The 18,247-nt window shown below is 60.2% G+C and carries 17 protein-coding genes; 14 read left to right on the top strand and 3 right to left on the bottom strand.

Annotated features, from left to right (window positions below):
- Positions 1-37 precede the first annotated feature (37 nt).
- Both WHZ77_RS25100 and WHZ77_RS25095 read left to right on the top strand, forming a co-directional pair.
- Positions 38-556, top strand: coding sequence for a hypothetical protein (locus tag WHZ77_RS25100; protein WP_375310409.1), 519 nt, complete (start codon positions 38-40; stop codon positions 554-556).
- A gap of 87 nt (positions 557-643) precedes the next feature.
- On the top strand, positions 644-970 hold the full coding sequence (locus WHZ77_RS25095; protein WP_375310408.1) for a hypothetical protein: 327 nt from the start codon (positions 644-646) through the stop codon (positions 968-970).
- A gap of 115 nt (positions 971-1,085) precedes the next feature.
- On the opposite strand, the gene WHZ77_RS25090 is transcribed toward WHZ77_RS25095, so the two are convergent.
- Entirely contained in the window at positions 1,086-1,841 is a 756-nt protein-coding gene (locus tag WHZ77_RS25090; RefSeq protein ID WP_375310407.1) for an SDR family NAD(P)-dependent oxidoreductase, read from the bottom strand.
- Between the two features lie 256 nt (positions 1,842-2,097).
- On the opposite strand from WHZ77_RS25090, the gene WHZ77_RS25085 reads away from it, so the two are divergent.
- Both WHZ77_RS25085 and WHZ77_RS25080 read left to right on the top strand, forming a co-directional pair.
- Positions 2,098-2,994, top strand: a complete 897-nt coding sequence (locus WHZ77_RS25085; RefSeq protein WP_375310406.1) for an AraC family transcriptional regulator N-terminal domain-containing protein — start codon at positions 2,098-2,100, stop codon at positions 2,992-2,994.
- 653 nt (positions 2,995-3,647) lie between these two features.
- Positions 3,648-5,342: a methyl-accepting chemotaxis protein gene (locus tag WHZ77_RS25080; protein ID WP_375310405.1), complete on the top strand. Its 1,695-nt coding sequence runs from the start codon at positions 3,648-3,650 to the stop codon at positions 5,340-5,342.
- A gap of 69 nt (positions 5,343-5,411) precedes the next feature.
- Here the strand turns inward: WHZ77_RS25080 and WHZ77_RS25075 are convergent, their stop codons facing one another.
- Complete coding sequence (locus tag WHZ77_RS25075) at positions 5,412-6,125, bottom strand: GntR family transcriptional regulator (protein WP_375310404.1); 714 nt, start codon at positions 6,123-6,125, stop codon at positions 5,412-5,414.
- Positions 6,126-6,283: 158 nt separating this feature from the next.
- On the opposite strand from WHZ77_RS25075, the gene WHZ77_RS25070 reads away from it, so the two are divergent.
- The 10 genes from WHZ77_RS25070 (at position 6,284) to WHZ77_RS25025 (ending at position 16,535) form a co-directional block, all read left to right on the top strand.
- Positions 6,284-7,675, top strand: coding sequence for an adenylosuccinate lyase family protein (locus WHZ77_RS25070; protein WP_375310403.1), 1,392 nt, complete (start codon positions 6,284-6,286; stop codon positions 7,673-7,675).
- Positions 7,676-7,830: 155 nt separating this feature from the next.
- A complete protein-coding gene (locus WHZ77_RS25065) occupies positions 7,831-8,331 on the top strand; it encodes a cation:dicarboxylate symporter family transporter (protein ID WP_375310402.1) in 501 nt (166 codons plus the stop codon).
- 31 nt (positions 8,332-8,362) lie between these two features.
- Positions 8,363-9,982, top strand: a complete 1,620-nt coding sequence (locus tag WHZ77_RS25060; protein WP_375310401.1) for a class II fumarate hydratase — start codon at positions 8,363-8,365, stop codon at positions 9,980-9,982.
- 196 nt (positions 9,983-10,178) lie between these two features.
- Positions 10,179-11,519: an ABC transporter substrate-binding protein gene (locus WHZ77_RS25055; protein WP_375310400.1), complete on the top strand. Its 1,341-nt coding sequence runs from the start codon at positions 10,179-10,181 to the stop codon at positions 11,517-11,519.
- A gap of 7 nt (positions 11,520-11,526) precedes the next feature.
- Complete coding sequence (locus WHZ77_RS25050) at positions 11,527-12,456, top strand: branched-chain amino acid ABC transporter permease (RefSeq protein ID WP_375310399.1); 930 nt, start codon at positions 11,527-11,529, stop codon at positions 12,454-12,456.
- Positions 12,453-13,394 carry a branched-chain amino acid ABC transporter permease gene (locus WHZ77_RS25045; protein ID WP_375310398.1) on the top strand — a complete coding sequence of 314 codons (942 nt, stop codon included), beginning with the start codon at positions 12,453-12,455 and terminating at the stop codon, positions 13,392-13,394. Before WHZ77_RS25050 ends, WHZ77_RS25045 begins: the two co-directional genes overlap by 4 nt.
- Positions 13,391-14,155, top strand: a complete 765-nt coding sequence (locus tag WHZ77_RS25040; protein ID WP_375310397.1) for an ABC transporter ATP-binding protein — start codon at positions 13,391-13,393, stop codon at positions 14,153-14,155. The genes WHZ77_RS25045 and WHZ77_RS25040 overlap by 4 nt, the downstream gene beginning before the upstream one ends.
- Positions 14,142-14,798, top strand: coding sequence for an ABC transporter ATP-binding protein (locus WHZ77_RS25035; protein WP_375310396.1), 657 nt, complete (start codon positions 14,142-14,144; stop codon positions 14,796-14,798). The genes WHZ77_RS25040 and WHZ77_RS25035 overlap by 14 nt, the downstream gene beginning before the upstream one ends.
- Positions 14,799-14,880: 82 nt before the next feature.
- Positions 14,881-15,630, top strand: a complete 750-nt coding sequence (locus tag WHZ77_RS25030) for an SDR family oxidoreductase (protein ID WP_375310395.1) — start codon at positions 14,881-14,883, stop codon at positions 15,628-15,630.
- A gap of 125 nt (positions 15,631-15,755) precedes the next feature.
- A complete protein-coding gene (locus tag WHZ77_RS25025) occupies positions 15,756-16,535 on the top strand; it encodes an SDR family NAD(P)-dependent oxidoreductase (protein ID WP_375310394.1) in 780 nt (259 codons plus the stop codon).
- A gap of 88 nt (positions 16,536-16,623) precedes the next feature.
- Here the strand turns inward: WHZ77_RS25025 and WHZ77_RS25020 are convergent, their stop codons facing one another.
- Entirely contained in the window at positions 16,624-18,051 is a 1,428-nt protein-coding gene (locus tag WHZ77_RS25020; protein ID WP_375310393.1) for an NAD-dependent succinate-semialdehyde dehydrogenase, read from the bottom strand.
- Positions 18,052-18,247: the final 196 nt, after the last annotated feature.

Below are 18,247 nucleotides of genomic sequence, written 5' to 3'. Positions count from 1 at the left end.
CTCGAAATCTACGTGAACTACGGCAAATCATCCGCGGATGAACATCGAAGAGCTGCGTGAGGTTGCCCTGACGCATGACAAGAGCAAGCGCGGAATTAGCGGCGATACCCTCAATCGGCATCTGGGAAATCTGGGGCAGGTCTTCACTTTTGCCGCGGCGCGCGGCGCGACGGCCCTTGCAGGGATCGATCTGACCAAGCTTCGCGCTAAGGGCAAGAAGGGGCGCGGTCGGAACGCACGAGCCAAACTCCCTCTGGAGAAGGCGGCGGCGATCTTTCATGCGCCCGTGTTCAACAATTGCGCGGCCTGGGACGCGTTGGATACGCCGGGGACTGAGGGGCAGAGCCTGATCTTTCATTGCGCGCTGTACTTCGTTCCGATGCTCATCTTTTACACGGGGTGCCGCCGGGAGGAGTTGTGCGGCTTGATGGTCGACGATGTCGTTATCGATAACGGCGATATTCCTTATCTTCATATCGCGAAGAATGAGCAGAGGCGGATCAAGAACCCCCAATCCCAACGCAACATACCGCTCCACCCGGAGGTGTTGGGCTGAATTTTCTGGCCTACGTCAAGGCCATAAAGGCGCTCGGCTATCGGCTTCTGTTTCCAGATCTCTTCTCGCCTTTCGACCAAATCTCCGATGGGCGATCGATTCTACAAGGATTTTAAGCCCGTCCTTGAGACGACTGGCGTGACCGAGGAGGGATTAGGAGCGCATGCCGTGCGGCACACGTTCGGCGCGCAGCTCAAGAAGAAGTTGGTGGCGAAGGAGGATCGCGCCGACCTTCTTGGACACGGCGGCGACAGCGAGACCGACGAGCGGTATTGCGAGCCGCATGAAGTGGCGACCTTGCTGAAGTTTGTAATGATGCTTCCGGTAGTGACGGAGCACTTGCCGCCGCACGAAGTGCGCTTGCTCCCTTGGGTCTTGAAGAAGGAAGTCGCGCCGTTTTCGCAGCCTTCGTGAGCAAAGCGTTCGACCTAAATTGGAAGCGTCAGCGGCCGAGACTTGGATCTGTAATAGCTTTCGCCGGGAATCCCGGAGGACGCCCGGCGATCTCAAAGTCCAGAATCAGCAAGTCTTAGATGGTCTGTCCGCCGGATACTTCGATGCGTTGAGCCGTCAGCCACCGGTTGTCGGGACCGAGCAGGCTCGCGATCATCGGTCCGATATCGTCGGGAACGCCCACGCGGCCGAGGGCGGTCATCCCGGCAAATTGCTTGTTGAGGTCAGGGATGTCACGAACCGCTCCACCGAGGAAATCGGTCGCGATCGCTCCGGGCGCGACCGTGTTCACGGTGATCCCGCGGCTGCCCAACTCCTTTGCCAAGCAGATCGTCAGAACTTCCACCGCGCCCTTGGCGGCCGAGTAGGCCGAGAAGCCGGGGAAAGAGACACGGGTAAGACCCGAGGAGAGATTCACTATTCGGCCTCCGTCGTGAAGCAGCGGAAGAAGAGCCTGGGTCAGGAAGAAAACGCCCTTCACGTGCACATTGAAGAGAGAATCGAATTGAGCTTCCGTTGTCTCGGAGAAGGGCGCCATCTCGCCATGGCCGGCGTTGTTGACGAGATGGTCGAACGTCTCTCGGCCCCAGTTCCTTCTCAACGTCGCTTGCACTTCATCGGCGAATTTCTTGAAGGAGGACACTTTGCTGACATCCAACGGCAGCGCGACCGCCTTCCGTCCCAGCGCCTTCATCTCTTGGACCGTCGTTTCGGCCTCGGCTGCGCCGTTGCGATAGGTCAGAATGACGTCGCCGCCGTGGCGGCCGATGCCAAGAGCGGTGTTACGACCAAGGCCGCGGGTACCGCCGGTGACGATAGAGATTGTGGTCATCTTAGTCTCCTTGTTGATGTCGATACGACGGGACCAGTAATCAGATCGTTCGGTATTGAGGTTGCCAGATACTCGGAAACGTTTGCCTGTTTCTCGGAGTTACCAACGCCCACACGGCCCGATAGCGGAAAAGCATCGGCGATTTCTGGGCACAAAGATCCAAGTCGGCTAGAATATCTTGCCTGAAAGCAGATCAAATTTGCCTGATACTCCAGGCGGCTTGTGCCCCGAAGCCAGTCCCGCTAGGTTGCACCGTATGAACGATCTGCTGGATGCGGTTCGCCGCTACGCTGAGCACCATTCCGACTGCAATGGAATCGGTACTCCGCCGATCACTGGATTAACCACCATCCGCGCGGTGGCCCCGAGCGTGCTGCAATACGCGATTTCGCGGCCGTTGATCGCTCTCGTGCTTCAAGGCAGCAAGCGAGTGACAATGGGAAACCGGACGTTCGATTTCGGTGCCGGTGAATCATTGCTTATCGCCGCCGATGTTCCGACAGTCAGCCAGATCACGCGAGCCTGTCCGGGTACGCCTTATCTCTCGCTTGTTCTAGATCTCGACCCCACTGTGATAGCCGATCTCACTTTGGATATGGACGGCGCGCCCGACCAGGAAAATGTCCAGGTTCATGTGGGCCCTACCGAGATTGAGATCGCCGACGCAGCGCTCCGCCTTCTGCGACTGCTGGATAGGCCCTCGGCATTACCCATACTGCAGAGGCAAATGGTCCGTGAAATTCATTACTGGCTTCTCGTCGGTCGGCATGGAGCCCGTATTCGCAGCCTTGGCGTTGCGGATAGCCACGCTCATCGGGTTGCCCGTGCCGTTGCGACGATCCGATCGGACTACGCGCAGCCTTTGCGCATAGAGCGTCTCGCGGATGCGGCCGGCATGAGTCCATCTTCATTCCATGAACACTTCCGGTCGATCACGTCGCTGACGCCTTTGCAGTTTCAGAAGCAGCTACGTCTCATCGAGGCGAGACGCATGATGCTCTCGGAGGGGGCGATGATCAGTACCGCGGCTCACGCCGTCGGATACGAGAGCGTACAGCAGTTCACGCGCGAGTACGGTCGATTGTTCGGTATGCCGCCTGCAAAGGACATGAAGGCCACCAAGGCGAAGGGGCGAGTCGAAGCGGCAGCGTGATCGAGTCCAGAAAGACGTTTGTGTCGGTAGCATTGAGCGAAGACGGGGACGGAGCTCATCCGCGCGGGACGATATCGTGACTACTTTCCGCCCGAAGGGCCTGGCTTCTTACCTCAAGGAGATCTTATTCCTGTTTCCGGGCGGTAGTCCGGCTCGCTCCACAGGCTATCCCTTGAACCCCTCCGTTCGAGTTCGTTCCTAGCTCGAGGATGTTCCTCGCCGCGCTTTCGTCGACGTCGAACCTTGGGGAGAGACCGTTGTGCAGTCGCCAGGCGCTTGCGTACCGAGGAGCGCATGCTCTCGTTGGAGAGAAGGATCGCCTGGCGCTTCGGAGGTCGATGCCGACGGCTGGTCGGCGGTCGCTCCGGACCGTGCCTCCTGCTCCGTCGGCGCCGACGCCAGCCCATTTCGAGACGTTTGATCTTTCACTCGATCGGGCGGTGCAGCACCGCATGTACACGACCCCGGCAGGAAGACCGGGCTTTGAAGAAGTTGCCGAACACTTGCAGGCGATCAATCGGGCGCTTTGTCGGTTATATTGGAAGGTCGCCCGGAAACGGCTAACTGGCTACATATTTATTCTTCTTTAGGAGAATCGCTCTACTAATTTTGTCGCAATGATGATCTTCAAATAACGAATTAACGGGGGATGCATGCTTCTCGATAGGTTGTCCATTCGTGCGAAGCTGCTTTGCCTCACCTCGGTGATGATCTTGTCGCTCGGCGTTTCGATCGGTATCGCGCTCCAACTCTCTTACTTGAGGATGCGAAGCGACCGCATCGCGGAGATCAAGGCTGCTACAGATATGGGCATCGGTCTGGCGAGGTCTCTTGATCGGGATGTGGCGGAGGGCAAGTTGTCCAAGGAACAAGCCATCGAGGATCTGCGAAAACGCCTTCATACGATGATGTATCGCGACGGGCAGGTCTATACGTTCGCGTCCTCGATGGAGGGAGTTTCCGTGGCGAACGGAGGAAATCCGGCGCTCGTGGGCAAAAATATCCTGGATGTGGTGGATGAGAACGGCGTGCGTCCCGTTCGTTTGATGCGCGATGGGGTGCGCGACAAGGGTGAGGCCATCGTGGAGTACATGTGGCCAAAGCCTGGCGTCGACGGTGTCGTAAGCAAGCTGACTTACGTCAAGGCGTTCGCGCCCTGGGATATCTTCATAGGGACGGGTGACTACATCGACGATATCAAGGCGGCCTTCTGGGAGACAGGAAAGGCGTTGGCGATAACGGTTGCCAGTTTGCTCGCGGTCAGCCTTGTCCTGACCTACCTGATCAGCCGAAATATCGGTAACGCACTGTCGTCGCTTTCGAAGACCATGCGGGCCATCGCGACTGGCGAGACCGACGTCGAATTGATCGGAACCGATCGCCGTGACGAGATCGGAGAAATGGCCTCAGCCGTCGAAGTGTTTCGAAGGAACGCCATCGAGAACAAGTCTCTTCACGAATCCAAGGAGACCGAGAGAGCGGCCTTCGCCGATGAAAGACGGCAAGATCTGATTCGACTGGCGAGTGCTTTCGAAGCTGACGTCAAGGCCGTCGTCGATGCTGTGGCCGCCGGAATTCTGCAGATGGGAGCCTCGTCGGAGAAGATGACGGCGATAGCCGAAGTTACCGAAGCCAAAACGACGACTGTCGCTTCCGACATGAGAGAGGCTTCAACGAACGTAACGATCGTCGCATCCGCCTCGGAGGAACTGAGAACTTCCATCCAGGAGATCTCGCGTCAGGCCAATCTTGCGCAAACCGTCGTGGGGCGCGCGGTCCTCGCGTCGGAACGTTCGGGCGCTACGGTGCAGACGCTGGAGGCGGCCGGACTCGAGATCGGCGAAGTCGTCAAACTGATCGCTACGATCGCCAGTCAGACGAACCTATTGGCCTTGAACGCCACTATCGAGGCCGCGCGTGCTGGCGAGGCGGGGAGGGGATTTGCGATCGTCGCGTCGGAAGTGAAAGGACTCGCGACCCAGACCGCTCAGGCCACGCAACGGATTTCCGATCAGATCTCGACCATGCAGAGCGCGGCTTCGGATACGGCGGGCGCGCTTCATGAATTGCGCGGCGTGATCAACGAAGTGAACGAGGCCGCGATCTCGATTAGTGCTGCGGTGGAAGAGCAGACCGCGGCAACCAGCGAGATTGGGCGCAATATCATGGAAGCAGCAGGCCGGACCGAGGCCGTCACGAGGAGTATCGTCGATGTGACGGAGGGAGCCAGGGAAACCGGGGCAGCGGCACGCTCGGTCTTCGACATTTCGTGCGATCTAACGCACCAGTCGTCTGCGCTGTCCAGGAAGGTAAACAGCTTCGTCAGCGGCTTGCGAAATGCGTCCTGAAGCTGAAAATCCAGATCCGATGGCCTCCGAGGCTCGCGCTCTGGCGGTTGGATTCCTGATCGAGAATGCCTAGGCGATTTCCACTTGCTGCCGCGTGAGCCGCATAGAATAGCTGTAGCGATCCGCCGGATGTATGCTGAGCGATACTTCTGCCATCTCGTTCGAACTGAAAAGATACTGGCGTCGAATCGAAAGGGCGTAGGCACCCGGCACTGCCTTCAACGGCTCAGCAAGATCTGCTGATACGCCGACCGCGCTGATGTCCTGACGGATCTCACCAAAGCGACGTCCTGATATGTTCTCCACCAATGTCCCGAAGATATCGCGATGGCTGTCCATTCGCGTCCGGACCTCGCGGGCGAACGTAGCGTCGATATAGACATCGGTCCAGCAGATGGGCGTCTTCGTTGCATCTCCCGGAATCATGCGCAAGCTTGAAATCCGCAACCAGCGACGCCCGGGCTGGCAGCCCAGAGCGCGAGCGAGCTGTTCGTCGGTTACGACCTCGGCGACCCGCTGGACGTGGCGTTCGGTCTCGACGCCGAATTGCTGGACCGCTTCGATAGAACCGAGCGATTGCGAAAAGCCGCCGCCGCTATGCAAGGGCGCGACCGCTTCGACCCTAGTGCCGGCATTTCTTTTTCGGCTCACGATTCCCGATGCCTGCAACTCCCGCATCGCGGCCCGGATTGTTGATCGGCTGACGGTGAACTGCTCGGCGAGCTCGAACTCGTTGGGCAGCAACGAACCGACCGGATGGCGGCCGTCGGCGATCGCCTGCATTAGAGCGCGAGCCACGTAGGCGTAACGGGTTACCACCGAAATCCCCCCTGAAGAGTCCTCATGAAAGCCTGGTTGGCCGGCGTCAAGCGGCACCTATTGACCCGGCTAATATGTTCGGACATATTAATATGTACGAACATATTAACTAGGGGAGCGCGATGGGAAGCACGGTATTTGACTCGGACCTATTTCGCGACATGTTCGGGACATCCGAAATGCGTGCGATCTTCGCCGATGACGGATTAGTCGGTCGCTATATCGAGGCCGAGGTCGCACTGGCCCGTGCTCAGGCGCGCATTGGGGTGGTGCCCAAAGCTGCAGCCGAGGCGATTGCAGCCGCGGCGCGTTCCATCAAGATCGACTTCGAAAAGCTGCGCCGCGAGACCGAGATCGTGGGCTATCCGATCCTCCCGCTCGTGCATCAGCTGGCGGAAGCTGCGGGCGAAGCCGGTCGCTTCGTGCACTGGGGCGCGACGACCCAAGACATCATGGATACCGCCAACGTCCTACAGATCCGCGCCGCGTTGCAGATCGTGGCGCGCGACCTTCGAGAGGTGCGCGACATCCTGACTGTGATGGCGCGCAAGTATCGCAACACGCCGATGGCCGGCCGAACCCATCTGCAGCAGGCGCTTCCGGTGACGTTCGGTTACAAGGCCGCGGTCTGGCTATCCTCGATCGACCGTCATATCGAGCGCGTCGATCAGGCGCTTCCGCGCATCCTCGTCGGCGAATTCTCAGGCGCCGCAGGCACGCTCGCTTCCGTCGGCGACGGGGGCCTCGAAATGCAAAGGCTGTTCTGCGAAGAACTCGGACTGCATCAGCCGTCGATCACTTGGCATGTCGCTCGCGACGGTATCGCCGAGTCGGTGACGTTGCTCGGTCTGATCACCGGTACCTTGGGTAAGATCGCGACCGACGTGATGCTGATGTCAGCGTCGGAATTCGGCGAGGTCTCAGAACCGTTTGTGCATGGACGTGGTGCATCGTCGACAATGCCGCAGAAGCGCAATCCGATCTCCAGCGAGCTGATGCTCGCCGCGGCAAAGTCCGTGCGCCAGCACGTCGCCGCGATGCTCGACGGCATGATCCACGATTTCGAACGCGCCACCGGTCCATGGCATCTGGAATGGGTGTCACTGCCGGAAAGCTTCCTGCTGACCGCCGCGTCACTGGCCAACGCCAAATTCATGCTGGCCGGGCTCGTCGTGCACGAGCATCGGATGCTGCAAAACCTCGATCTCACCCGCGGTCTGATCGTGGCGGAGGCGGTGATGATGGCGGCGGCGCCGAAGCTCGGCCGGCAGAAGGCCCACGATGTCGTCTACGACGCCTGCCGCAAGGCGATCGAAGGCGGCGGCCAGCTTGCCGACATTCTCGCCGGCGTGCCCGAGATCACCGAAGCCGTTGGAGGCGAGGACGTGATCCGGCGTCACTGTGATCCCGCCAACTATCTCGGCCTCTGCGGTCCGATGGTCGATCGCGTTCTCCAGATTTCAGCCGCCGGAGCCCAGCGACCCGCGCAGGTGCACGGCACCCGATCTCCCTAATGCGCCGGAGAGCGCAGCCAACAACGATTGACGATCTTCGGAGGATACATTGCCACGATGGCGACAACACCGCGCGACGACGTTGCGCTCGAACGGCCCGCCAAGCCGGCGCGAAAGCCCTATGGAAGAACCTCGGCCTGCAAGTTGCGGTCAGCATGGTTCTCGGAATCGTCGTGGGCCTCGTTTGGTCCGAGTTCGGCGCGTCGCTGAAGATCCTCGGCGATATCTTCCTGCGGCTGATCAAGACAGCGGTCGCGCCGCTGATATTCCTGACGGTCGCCGTCGGTATCGTTGCGGCCGGCGACATCAAGCGGGTCGGCAAGGTCGGGCTCATCGCCATGGTCTATTTCGAGGTCGTCTCGACGATTGCGTTGGCGCTTGGCCTGCTGTTCGGCAACCTCGTAGGTGTCGGCAAGAATCTCGGTCATATTGCAGCACCGGCTGCCGCCACCAAGGGCGCGGAAGCCGCGACCAAGGCAGCGGCCGCCTCGCATACCACGTTCGGCCAGTTTCTGATCAACGTCTTTCCGGACAATTTCATCGGCGCCTTCGCGCGCGGCGAATTGCTTCAGGTGCTCGTCATCGCCCTGATCTTCGGCTTCGGTCTGATGGCGCTCTCGCCGGAGAAGCGCGCGCCGATCGAGAGCGGAGCATGATGATGATCTCTTCCCGGATATAGCGCAACAGATGGAAGATGTTGATGCGGAACAGGGCGCAGACGGCGCCGAGCACGACCACGATGAACAGGATCACCAGCGCGTAGAAACTCAGCACGAAGTAGGCGAGCGAAATTGGCCGGTGAATTCGACGAGACCGCTTGGAAGGGCGCCGAGAAGTGGTCCGGCGCCCTGGTCCGAAGCAATGGTGGAAATGAACTCATTGGAGGCGACTGAGGTGAACCAGTCAAGGCTCGAGCAGGACGCATTCGGTGCGGTCGAGGTCCCGTCCAATCGCTATTGGGGCGCCCAGACGCAGCGGGCGCTCGCGGTATTCGACGTCGGAGAAGAGCGTTTTCCGGCCTGCCTTTTCCATGCCTTCGCACTCCAAAAGATCGCGGCCGCCCGCGCGAATAGTCGGCTCGGAGCCCTCGATGAAGAATTGGCAAGGACGATCGAACTGGCTGCGTTGGAGATCCGGGAGGGGAGGTTCGATGATCATTTTCCTCTGACGGTCTGGCAAACGGGTTCCGGGACGCAGACCAATATGAACGTCAATGAGGTCATCGCCAATCGAGCCAATGAGATGCTCGGGCAACCGCTTGGGGGGAAGAAACCGGTTCATCCCAACGATCACGTCAATTGCTCGCAATCGTCCAACGACAGCTTCCCCACCGTCATGCATATCGCCGTCGCCTTGGAGATACGCGATCGCCTGCTCCCTGCCGTCCGGGCACTGCGCGATGAACTTGCGTCGAAGGCCGAGATGTTTTCGGATGTCGTGAAGATAGGTCGTACCCATCTCATGGATGCCGTGCCGATGACGATGGGCCAGGCCTTCGAGGCGTTCTGGCGACAAGTGGACAACTGCCTGGCGCGAATTGAGGATGCCAGACCGCGTCTGTATAGGCTGTCGCAGGGCGGCACGGCGGTCGGGTCCGGTCTAAATGCACCGGCCGATTTCGATGTCGTGTTTTGCGATGAACTGAACTCATTGTGCGGGCTGACGTTCGCTCCCAATCCGAGCAAGTTCGAAGGTATGGGCGCGCACGATACCTTGGTCGAAGTTTCCGGTACGTTGAACACGCTTGCCGTCACTCTGGTCAAGATCGCAAACGATATCAGGTTTCTGGGGTCTGGCCCCCGCTGCGGTCTTGGAGAGCTGATCGTGCCGCACGATGGCCTGACGTCGTCGATCATGCCGGGAAAACGGAACCCCACGATCGGCGAGGTGGTGGTGCAGACGGCCTTCCAAGCAATGGGCAATCACGCCACCGTCACCGCGGCGGGCGCGTCGGGCAATTTCGAGCTGAACGTCGCGAAGCCTGTGCTCATCTACAATCTGCTGCAATCGATTCGCGTCTTGTCCGACAGCTCGCGCATGCTGGCTATCCGCCTAGTGCGCGGATTGATGGTCGATCGAGAGCGTCTCGCAGCCAATGTGTCCAACGCGCTCCTCCTGGCAACGAGTCTGAACCCTGTCTTGGGATACGACAAGGTTGCCGAAATCACCGCACACGCTTTGGCGGATGGCGTCACGCCTCGGCAGGCGGCAATCTCCTTGGGTTTCCTGTCAGGCGACGAGTACGACCGGATCGTCGATCCGGCTCGGATGACGGGGGTGCGAAGCGCGCCTTCATCAAAGGTCTGATGCATTCCCGGCGGTGAGGACAGGCGATCTTCACCGCTTCTCGGCCGACAAAATTAAGCTTCCCACGACCGCTCATTTCTGTTATATCTTCTTTAGAAGAATAATTCTCTTTTAGAATACGTCTCATTTGAGATGAGGGATCTGATCAAGGACGCTCGAGACGTCCGGGGAAGCTGACGGAAGGAGAGGAAATAGAATGTCGATCAACGATAGGATGAGATCTGACGTGCTGACCCGGCGAGCCGCGCTCGCCGCGCTTGGAGTCGGGGCGCTGGCGTTGTCCGGACGCCGTGTGCAGGCGCAAGCTGCGAAGCCGGACGAGATCAAGGTCGGCATAGCAACGTATCTGTCCGGGCCAGCGAGCGTGTTCGGCGTGCCGGCGAGGCAAGCCGCGGAACTGCTTATCGAAGAGCTCAACGCGGCGGGAGGCATCGCCGGTGTAAAGCTCCGCCCGATCTTCTTCGATGAGGGGCCTGGCGTCGATCACTTCGTCGCCGAGTATCGTCGTCTCGTGCAAAGCGAAAAAGTCGATCTGATGTTCGCGGCGATCTCGTCCGCGGACTGTCTTGCCTGCGCGCCGATTGCCGAGGAGATGAAGCGCCCCACGCTTCTTTGGGATTGCAGCACTCAACGCATTTTCGAAGAAGCGCACTACGATTACGTGTTCCGAACCATAGGCAACAGTACCCCCGAGGTCCTGGCGCCCGTTCTCTATCTTCTCAAGTACAAGCCGAATTTCTCGACCGTCGCGGTAGTCAATCAAGACTACGTGTGGGGCCGGGACAGCTGGACGATGTTCAAGACGATCGTCGAGAGGCTGAAGCCGGGCGTTCGCGTGGTAGCCGAGATGTTTCCGCGTTTTGGCGCGACGGATTATTCGAGCGAAGTGACCCGTCTCCTCGCGACCAAGCCGGATGTGGTGTTCAACGCCTCATGGGGTGGTGATCTCGACACATTCATCCGCCAAGCGGCCGATCGAAAGCTTCTCGAGCGATCCCTCTTCGTACTGCCCCTGGGGGAATCGTCGCTCGAGCGGGTCGGCAAAAGCCTGCCGCCGGGCCACATCATCGGCGCCCGAGGCGATCACTGGTTTCTGCATCCCTCGCCCGAAGATGCGAAACGCTTGGCCGCGTTCACGGAGAACTTCCGGAAGCGAACTGGCGTCTACCCGATCTATCCGTGCTTCCACATGGCCCAGGCCGTGTTCGCGATGAAGGCCGCTTACGAAAAGGCGCTGGCGACCAAGGGCGGCGTCTGGCCGACGGATGCCGAACTTGCTGCGGCATTCAAGGGCCTTCAGTTTCCCTCGCTGACAAGCCCGGTGAAGATACGTGAGGATGGTCAGGGGCTCGCGAACATGTTGGTCGGAACGACAGTCGCGGATCCAAAATACTCGTTCCCGATCCTGGCCGACATGGTCGTTTTTCCGGGCGAGATGGTCACGACGCCCGTCGGAAAGTCGAGCTTCGAATGGCTAAAAACGCTCGAGCCGGACATTCTTTCTCGGGTCCCGCAGCCTGTGACATCGAGGGGCTGACTCGATCATGGGTTGGCTCGGCGACAACGGGATGTTGCTCGGTCTGGCGATGCTGGACGGACTGTCCTACGCGGCGGCGGTCTTTATGGTCGCGGTCGGACTGAATCTCGTCTTCGGGGTCATGCGTGTGCTCAACGTCGCGCATGGAAGCCTTTATGCGATCGGGGGCTATGCCGCGGCGTCTCTGAGCCTATTTCTGATCGCTCGGGGTATGCCGCCTTGGCTCTCGATACCGTCGCTCGTGGTTTCGTCCGTGATCGTCGGCGCGATACTTGGGCCCCCCATCGAACGCTTGCTACGGAGCGTGTCGGGACAAGAGGAGGCTCTTCAACTTCTCGTCACCTTCGCCCTCTTCATGATCCTCGAAGATCTTCAGAAGCTTGTCTGGGGGGTGCAGCCCGTCGTCTCCGATGCGCCAGTCAAATTGCTGGGTACGATCGACGTTCCCTTTGGCGGAGACGCGATTCCTTTCACGGCCTATCAACTCTTTCTATTGCCCGGCGTGGCTCTCGTGACGCTGATCGGCCTCGCTTGGTTCCTGCGTCGCACTCTCGCAGGTCGAATGATCGTTGCCGTAACGGTCGATCGGGAAGCCGCGCGGGCGATGGGCATCAATGCCGGGAAGGTGATGCTTCTGACCTTCACGGCAGGGGCCGCGCTCGCTGCCTTGGGTGGGGCGCTCGCGTCGCCTACCACCTCGCTCGTGCCCGGCATCGGTGCCTCGACCATCGTCCTGTCATTTGCGGTGGTTGCGACCGCAGGGCTTGGACAGATCGAGGGTGCGGCTCTTACCGCGCTCATGATCGGGCTCGGCCGCTCGCTTGCCGTCTATTTCGCCCCTGAATTCGAAGTGGTCGTGCCTTACTTCATCATGGTGTCGGTGCTGTTGGTTCGTCCACAGGGCTTGTTCGCCGTCCCGGAGACCCGACGCATATGAGCCGCTACGCTGATCTCGTTCTTACGCTCCTCGCGGCGGCGTTCGTCCTGGCGCTGTCCTGGGCTGTGCCATGGCTACGTTTTGTGATGACGATCGCGATTGCGAAAGGCCTGGCTGTCCTTGGTATTCTGCTGCTGCTGCGTGCGGGACAGGTGAGCTTCGGCCACGCGCTGTATCTTTCGCTCGCCGCTTATGTCGTGGCGTTTATGGCAGCCCGCATTCCGGAGGTGCTCCTTCTTCTTCCGCTGGCCGCAATCGTAGCCGCGTCAATTGGACTGTTGGTCGGGCTCTTCGTCTCTCGCTACCGCGCGATCTTCTTCGGAATGCTGAACTTGGCGCTCAGCATGGTCTTCTACTCGATGCTCGACAAGTTCTACGAGGTGACGCGCGGCGGAGACGGAATCCGGGTGCCCGTCACCAGCTTCGCGGGAACCGTACTTTCTCCGGATCAGCAGTCGTGGGCGCTTCTGATCCTCGCTTTGGTGCTCGCGATTGGTTTCGGCGCCGTCGTACGGCTCTACCTCCTGTCTCCAATGGGGAGCGCACTATCGGCCTTGAAGACACGCGAGGCCCGTCTGGAGTTCATGGGTGTTCCTGCGCGGCGCGTACTTCTGTCCGCCTATGTTCTTTCGGCTCTAATGGCAGGTTGCGGCGGTGCCCTGATCGCGTTGTCGACGCGCCATGTTACGCCGGCGTTGGCTTATTGGACGGCGTCAGGAGAATTGGTTTTCATCGCCATTCTTGGCGGAGCTGGGAGTGTCTTCGGACCGTTTCTCGGCGCGCTTGCCTACGAACTGACGCGGACCTATGCGGCGGCCCTCGTGGCGGACGCCTGGCAGATGATTCTCGGGACGGTGCTGCTGGTTGTCATACTCTTTGCTCCCGGCGGACTTTGGGGAATCGGTCGGGCTCTCGTCGTACGGGGGCGCCAAACATGATTCTGCTCTCTGCGAAAGGTTTGAAACTTGCCTTCGGCGGCGTCAAAGCCGCCGACGGCATCGACCTGGACGTTCGGAACGGCGAGTTTCTCGCCATCATTGGTCCGAATGGTGCCGGAAAAACGACGTTCATCAACATGGTGACCGGCTATCTCACCCCGCAAGCAGGCGAAATCCACTATGACGGGCAGCCGCTTCTCGGCCTAGCGCCACGCCGTCTCGTTCGCCTCGGTATTGCGCGGTCCTTTCAACTGCCCCAGCTCTTCCTGGAGCACACCGTGGCCGAGAACGTTGCGCTTGCGATTGCCGCCCGCGAGGGCCTTTGGTCTCCGATCCGACCGTTGATGCGATCCGCTTGGCGCGGAGAGGTCGACGATATTCTAGCGCAATTCGATCTTTCGGACATCGCGGAGCGGCGGGCCGACACGCTGAACGAGGGGGCGAGGAAGCTCACAGACATCGCCATGGCGGTCGCGCTGAAGCCCCGGCTCATCTTGATGGACGAGCCGACCAGCGGCGTCGCGGCGTCGGAGAAGATAAGCATCGTCGAGACGTTGGTCCGCGTTCTGCGGACCGCGGGTGTCACGGCGGTGTTCGTCGAACATGACATGGATGTCGTTTCCCGCTTTGCCGATAGGGTCGCTGTCTGGAGTCAGGGAAAGATCGCGGCGCTCGGGCCGCCCGGCGCTGTGTTGACTGATCCCAACGTGCTCCGCGACGTGATCGGGATTGAAACAGAGGTCGGTCATGCTGCGGCTTGAGGGCATATGTGCCGAAATCGGCGGAGCGCGGGTCCTCCGTCACGTTTCGCTTACGGTACCGCCCGGCGGGCGGGTCGCGCTCATCGGTCGGAATGGTGCGGGAAAGACGACCACGTTGCGGGCGCTGATGGGCCTCGCGCCCTTGCGCGAAGGAAAAGTCTCTATCGACGGCAGAGATTGCGGCGCCGTGCCGGCTCACCGCAGGTGCGCGCTCGGCGTCGGCTACGCTCCGGAGGAGCGCAATTTGTTCGGTAGCTTTACGGTGCGCGACAACATGCTGTTGCCGGCACAGGTTCTCGGTCTTTCAGGTCGTGAGTGCCAGCGGCGGCTAGAAGCGGCTTTTGAACTACTTCCGGAGCTGCGCGATCTGGCCGGTCGCAAAGCGGCCGGGCTGTCTGGTGGCCAAGGAAAGATGGTGGCGCTCGGCCGAGCGCTCATGGTCGGAACGCGCGCGATCATTCTGGACGAACCGCTCCAGGGGCTGGCTCCGGCTTTGGCGCTCCGATATGTCGATGCACTCAAGCGCTTGCGTTCCGCTCTTCCGGACGTTGCTATCCTTGTCACGGAATCGAGTCCCAATCTCCTGAAATCGTTGATTGAGACGACCTTCATCATCGAGCGCGGCGAAGTGACGGAAGCCTGATCGGCTCCGGTTCACCGGGTATGAAAGTGTTTCCGCGAGTTCTTTCGCCGCAGTAGAGCGGCGACCAAATAGGAGAAGCCAGATGAGACTAGAGGACAAGATCGCAATCGTCACGGGTGGCGGAAGCGGCTTCGGCGAGGCGATTGCAAAGCGATTTGCGGCGGAAGGTGCGCTGGTCGTTGTCGCTGATCTTCGCGGTGACGCGGCGACGAGAGTTGCGGCGGAGATCGGCGAGAGGGCAATTGCAGTGACGGCCGACGTCGCCCGAGCTGAGGACGTTTCTGAGGTCGTCGCAGAGACCGAAAAAAGATTGGGTGCGCCCCGAATCCTGATCAACAATGCCGGCACCACGCATCGCAATCAACCATTGCTCGAGACGGATGAAGCGTCTTTCGACCGCGTTTTCAACGTCAACGTGAAGTCGATTTACCATTTCGTGCGGGGCGTCGCGCCGAAAATGCGGGACGCGGGAGGTGGCGTGATTCTGAACGTAGGTTCGACCGCCGGCATCCGTCCACGACCAGGATTGACCTGGTACAACGCTTCGAAAGGTGCAGTGAACTTGATGTCCCGTTCCCTGGCCGTCGAGCTCGCTCCCTGGAAGATTCGCGTGAATGCTTTGTGCCCGGTAGCCGCGGAAACACCTTTGCTTGAGCCTTTGCTTGGAATGCCGGACACACCTGAGAACCGGCAGAAGTTTGTCGCGAGCATTCCACTCGGCCGGCTGTGTCGTCCCTCGGACGTCGCGGCTGCCGCTGTCTACATGGCTTCCGATGAGGCGGAGTTCATTACCGGCGTGGAATTCCCGATCGACGGAGGACGGACAGTCTGACCGTAAACATGGATATTCCGTCGCTCGCGGCACCGAGGAGCAGATCTCGTCTCGATGGACGCCATGTACTGCTATTCGGAGCCGGGACTGCCAACGAGGCTGGACAAGGCTGGAGCTTGCGAGAAGTGAGCGACAGTGTCTATGGCGTCGGGAAGGCGACCGCCCTAGTCTATGCCCGACATGGCGCTGTCGTCACCTGCGTAGACGTGGACTTGGCGGCCGCCACTGCGACGGCCGAACTCATCCGCAGCGAGGGCGGAACCGCATTCGCTTTTGCTTGCGACGCAACTCGGTCCGAGGAAGTGAAGGGCACGATCGAAAGGTCGTTGGCGTTTAACGGGCGGATCGACGTGCTTCATAACAACATCGGCATCGCGAAAATGGGAGGGCCGGTGGAGTGCTCCGAGGATGACTTCGATCGGATCATCTCGGTGAATTTGAAGAGTATGTATTTGACATGCAAGTGGGCGCTGCCGGTGATGGAGCGACAGCGGAAGGGCGCGATCGTCAACATCTCGTCTTTCGCGGCGGTAAGATTTACCGTGCCTTGGATTCCGTATGCTGCATCGAAAGGCGCGGTGAATGCGCTGACGATGAGCGTGGCGGCTCAGTACGCCGCCAAAGGCGTTCGTTGCAACGCGATTGCGCCGGGCTTGCTATCGACGCCGATGGTGCAGTCCGCTCACAATAGGAATCACGCCGGCATCGAGGATATGATGAGGTCTCGCGATGACGCGGTGCCCATGCTTTGGCAAGGGGAAGGCTGGGATGTCGGAGAAGCTGCCGCATTCCTCGCATCGGACGAAGCGCGGTTCATTACCGGCCAGGTGCTTTTCGTCGACGGGGGAAGTACCGTCGTCATGCCGAGTAAGCCATGGTCGCCGAGTGGCGACGACGGGCGCTAACGCTCGTCGAAAGGCCACTCAATGCGGCCCCGCTCACCGGTCGCGGGCTCGGCGGTACGTGCCGCCAAGCCCGTCGAGGCAATCTCGTTTACCAGACGCTGACGAACTTTGTCTTTTGATAAGGAGACAAGATCTCGACACCTCCTTCGGTACCGAATCCGCTTTCTTTCCAACCTCCCAGAGGGACCTCGGGCAGGTGTGTCACGAACTCGTTCACGCCCACCGTTCCGAAGTGAAGTGCATCGGTCAAGCGACGCTGCCGTGCGGCGTCGTTCGAGAAAAGGTATGCCGAAAGACCGAACTCCAGTCCGTTGGCTCGTTTGAGCATCTGGTTCTCATCGGCGAAGGGCAGGATCGGTACGATTGGGCCGAAAGGTTCCGAATGGAGAATTTCGGCGTTCTCGGGAACGTCCGTCATAACCGTTGGCGCGTAGAAGAATCCCCTGTTGCCGATGCGAACTCCTCCGGCAGCTATCTTCGCTCCGCGTTGGCGGGCGTCCTCCACGAGATGCGAGATCGCTTGGACCCGCCGCTCGTTCGCAAGAGGGCCCATCTGTGTCTTGGGATCCATTCCGTCGCCCACTCGCCAAGCCTCGGCGTGCTCGGTCATGCGAGCCGTAAAGCGCTCGAAGACGCTCTCCTCCACAAAAAAGCGCGTCGGAGACAGGCATATCTGTCCCGAATTGGCGAATTTCGCCTTTGCTAGAATGTCCGCGGCCCTCTCGGGATCGACGTCACCGCAAACGATAGTCGGGGCGTGGCCGCCCAATTCCATCGTGACGGGCTTCATGACCCTGCCGGCCGCGGCCGCTAGTTGCTTGCCGACAGGAATGGACCCAGTGAATGTTATCTTGGCGACCGCGGCCGCAGGGATGAGGTAGTTCGAAATTTCTTCAGGTCTGCCGAAGACTATCGAAATCGCGGCGGGTGGTACGCCGGCAGACAGCAACGCCTTGGCTAGGGCCAGAACGGAGCCGGGAGTTTCCTCGGACGGCTTGCAGATGATAGAGCATCCCGCGCCGAGCGCGCCGGCGAATTTTTTGGCCGCCAGAGCCATCGGAAAGTTCCACGGCGTGAAGGCGGCTACGACGCCGATCGGATGCGTTTCTATCTCGATCCGGTTGGCGGCGTCCCGACCGCGAAGGGTACGACCAGCGATGCGACGGGCCTGTTCGCCGCCCCATTCCAGGAATTCCGCAGAACGCATGACCTCGGCCTTGGCTTCGGCGAGCGGCTTGCCTTGCTCGGCGGTGATGATCCGGGCGACGGAATCGATGTCGGATCTCAAGTGGTCTGCAGCACTTTTCAGTATCGCTCCGCGTTGCCAAGGAGAAACCCCTTGCCATTCGATGAGGCCGCGAGCGGCGGCATCGAGTGCTTCGTCGAGATCCGTCGAATTGGCATGTGCGACCTTGCCGATGCTCTCGCCCGTCGCCGGATTGAGCACATCCTGGCCCAAATTTGCTGCGCCCTCGCGCCACCTGCCGTTGATTACCAACGGGAATTCGATCGTCATAACTTTCCCCTTCTCGCGCAATCATGCTCAGCGCCCGCCGTACGGCTCGCCGTCGGCTTCGCATTATTTGGTAGAAGAAATGATCTTCTATAGAAGATTTAATCCGCACGCAAGTTCATGCGTGGTGGCACACGCTGTCCTGGGGCGCGTACCGAGGGATCGGCCAAGAGCGTCTATCCGCCGTGAACGAGCGGAG

This window comes from Bradyrhizobium sp. A5 (assembly GCF_042076515.1).
Lineage (GTDB): Bacteria > Pseudomonadota > Alphaproteobacteria > Rhizobiales > Xanthobacteraceae > Bradyrhizobium > Bradyrhizobium cosmicum.
This window is presented reverse-complemented; position numbering and strand designations above follow the sequence as displayed.

Coding starts and splice junctions, on each gene's coding strand:
- WHZ77_RS25100 (WP_375310409.1), top strand. CDS start 38: ATGAACATCGAAGAGCTGCGTGAGGTTGCCCTGACGCATGACAAGAGC.
- WHZ77_RS25095 (WP_375310408.1), top strand. CDS start 644: ATGGGCGATCGATTCTACAAGGATTTTAAGCCCGTCCTTGAGACGACT.
- WHZ77_RS25090 (WP_375310407.1), bottom strand. CDS start 1,841: ATGACCACAATCTCTATCGTCACCGGCGGTACCCGCGGCCTTGGTCGT.
- WHZ77_RS25085 (WP_375310406.1), top strand. CDS start 2,098: ATGAACGATCTGCTGGATGCGGTTCGCCGCTACGCTGAGCACCATTCC.
- WHZ77_RS25080 (WP_375310405.1), top strand. CDS start 3,648: ATGCTTCTCGATAGGTTGTCCATTCGTGCGAAGCTGCTTTGCCTCACC.
- WHZ77_RS25075 (WP_375310404.1), bottom strand. CDS start 6,125: ATGCAGGCGATCGCCGACGGCCGCCATCCGGTCGGTTCGTTGCTGCCC.
- WHZ77_RS25070 (WP_375310403.1), top strand. CDS start 6,284: ATGGGAAGCACGGTATTTGACTCGGACCTATTTCGCGACATGTTCGGG.
- WHZ77_RS25065 (WP_375310402.1), top strand. CDS start 7,831: ATGGTTCTCGGAATCGTCGTGGGCCTCGTTTGGTCCGAGTTCGGCGCG.
- WHZ77_RS25060 (WP_375310401.1), top strand. CDS start 8,363: ATGGAAGATGTTGATGCGGAACAGGGCGCAGACGGCGCCGAGCACGAC.
- WHZ77_RS25055 (WP_375310400.1), top strand. CDS start 10,179: ATGTCGATCAACGATAGGATGAGATCTGACGTGCTGACCCGGCGAGCC.
- WHZ77_RS25050 (WP_375310399.1), top strand. CDS start 11,527: ATGGGTTGGCTCGGCGACAACGGGATGTTGCTCGGTCTGGCGATGCTG.
- WHZ77_RS25045 (WP_375310398.1), top strand. CDS start 12,453: ATGAGCCGCTACGCTGATCTCGTTCTTACGCTCCTCGCGGCGGCGTTC.
- WHZ77_RS25040 (WP_375310397.1), top strand. CDS start 13,391: ATGATTCTGCTCTCTGCGAAAGGTTTGAAACTTGCCTTCGGCGGCGTC.
- WHZ77_RS25035 (WP_375310396.1), top strand. CDS start 14,142: ATGCTGCGGCTTGAGGGCATATGTGCCGAAATCGGCGGAGCGCGGGTC.
- WHZ77_RS25030 (WP_375310395.1), top strand. CDS start 14,881: ATGAGACTAGAGGACAAGATCGCAATCGTCACGGGTGGCGGAAGCGGC.
- WHZ77_RS25020 (WP_375310393.1), bottom strand. CDS start 18,051: ATGACGATCGAATTCCCGTTGGTAATCAACGGCAGGTGGCGCGAGGGC.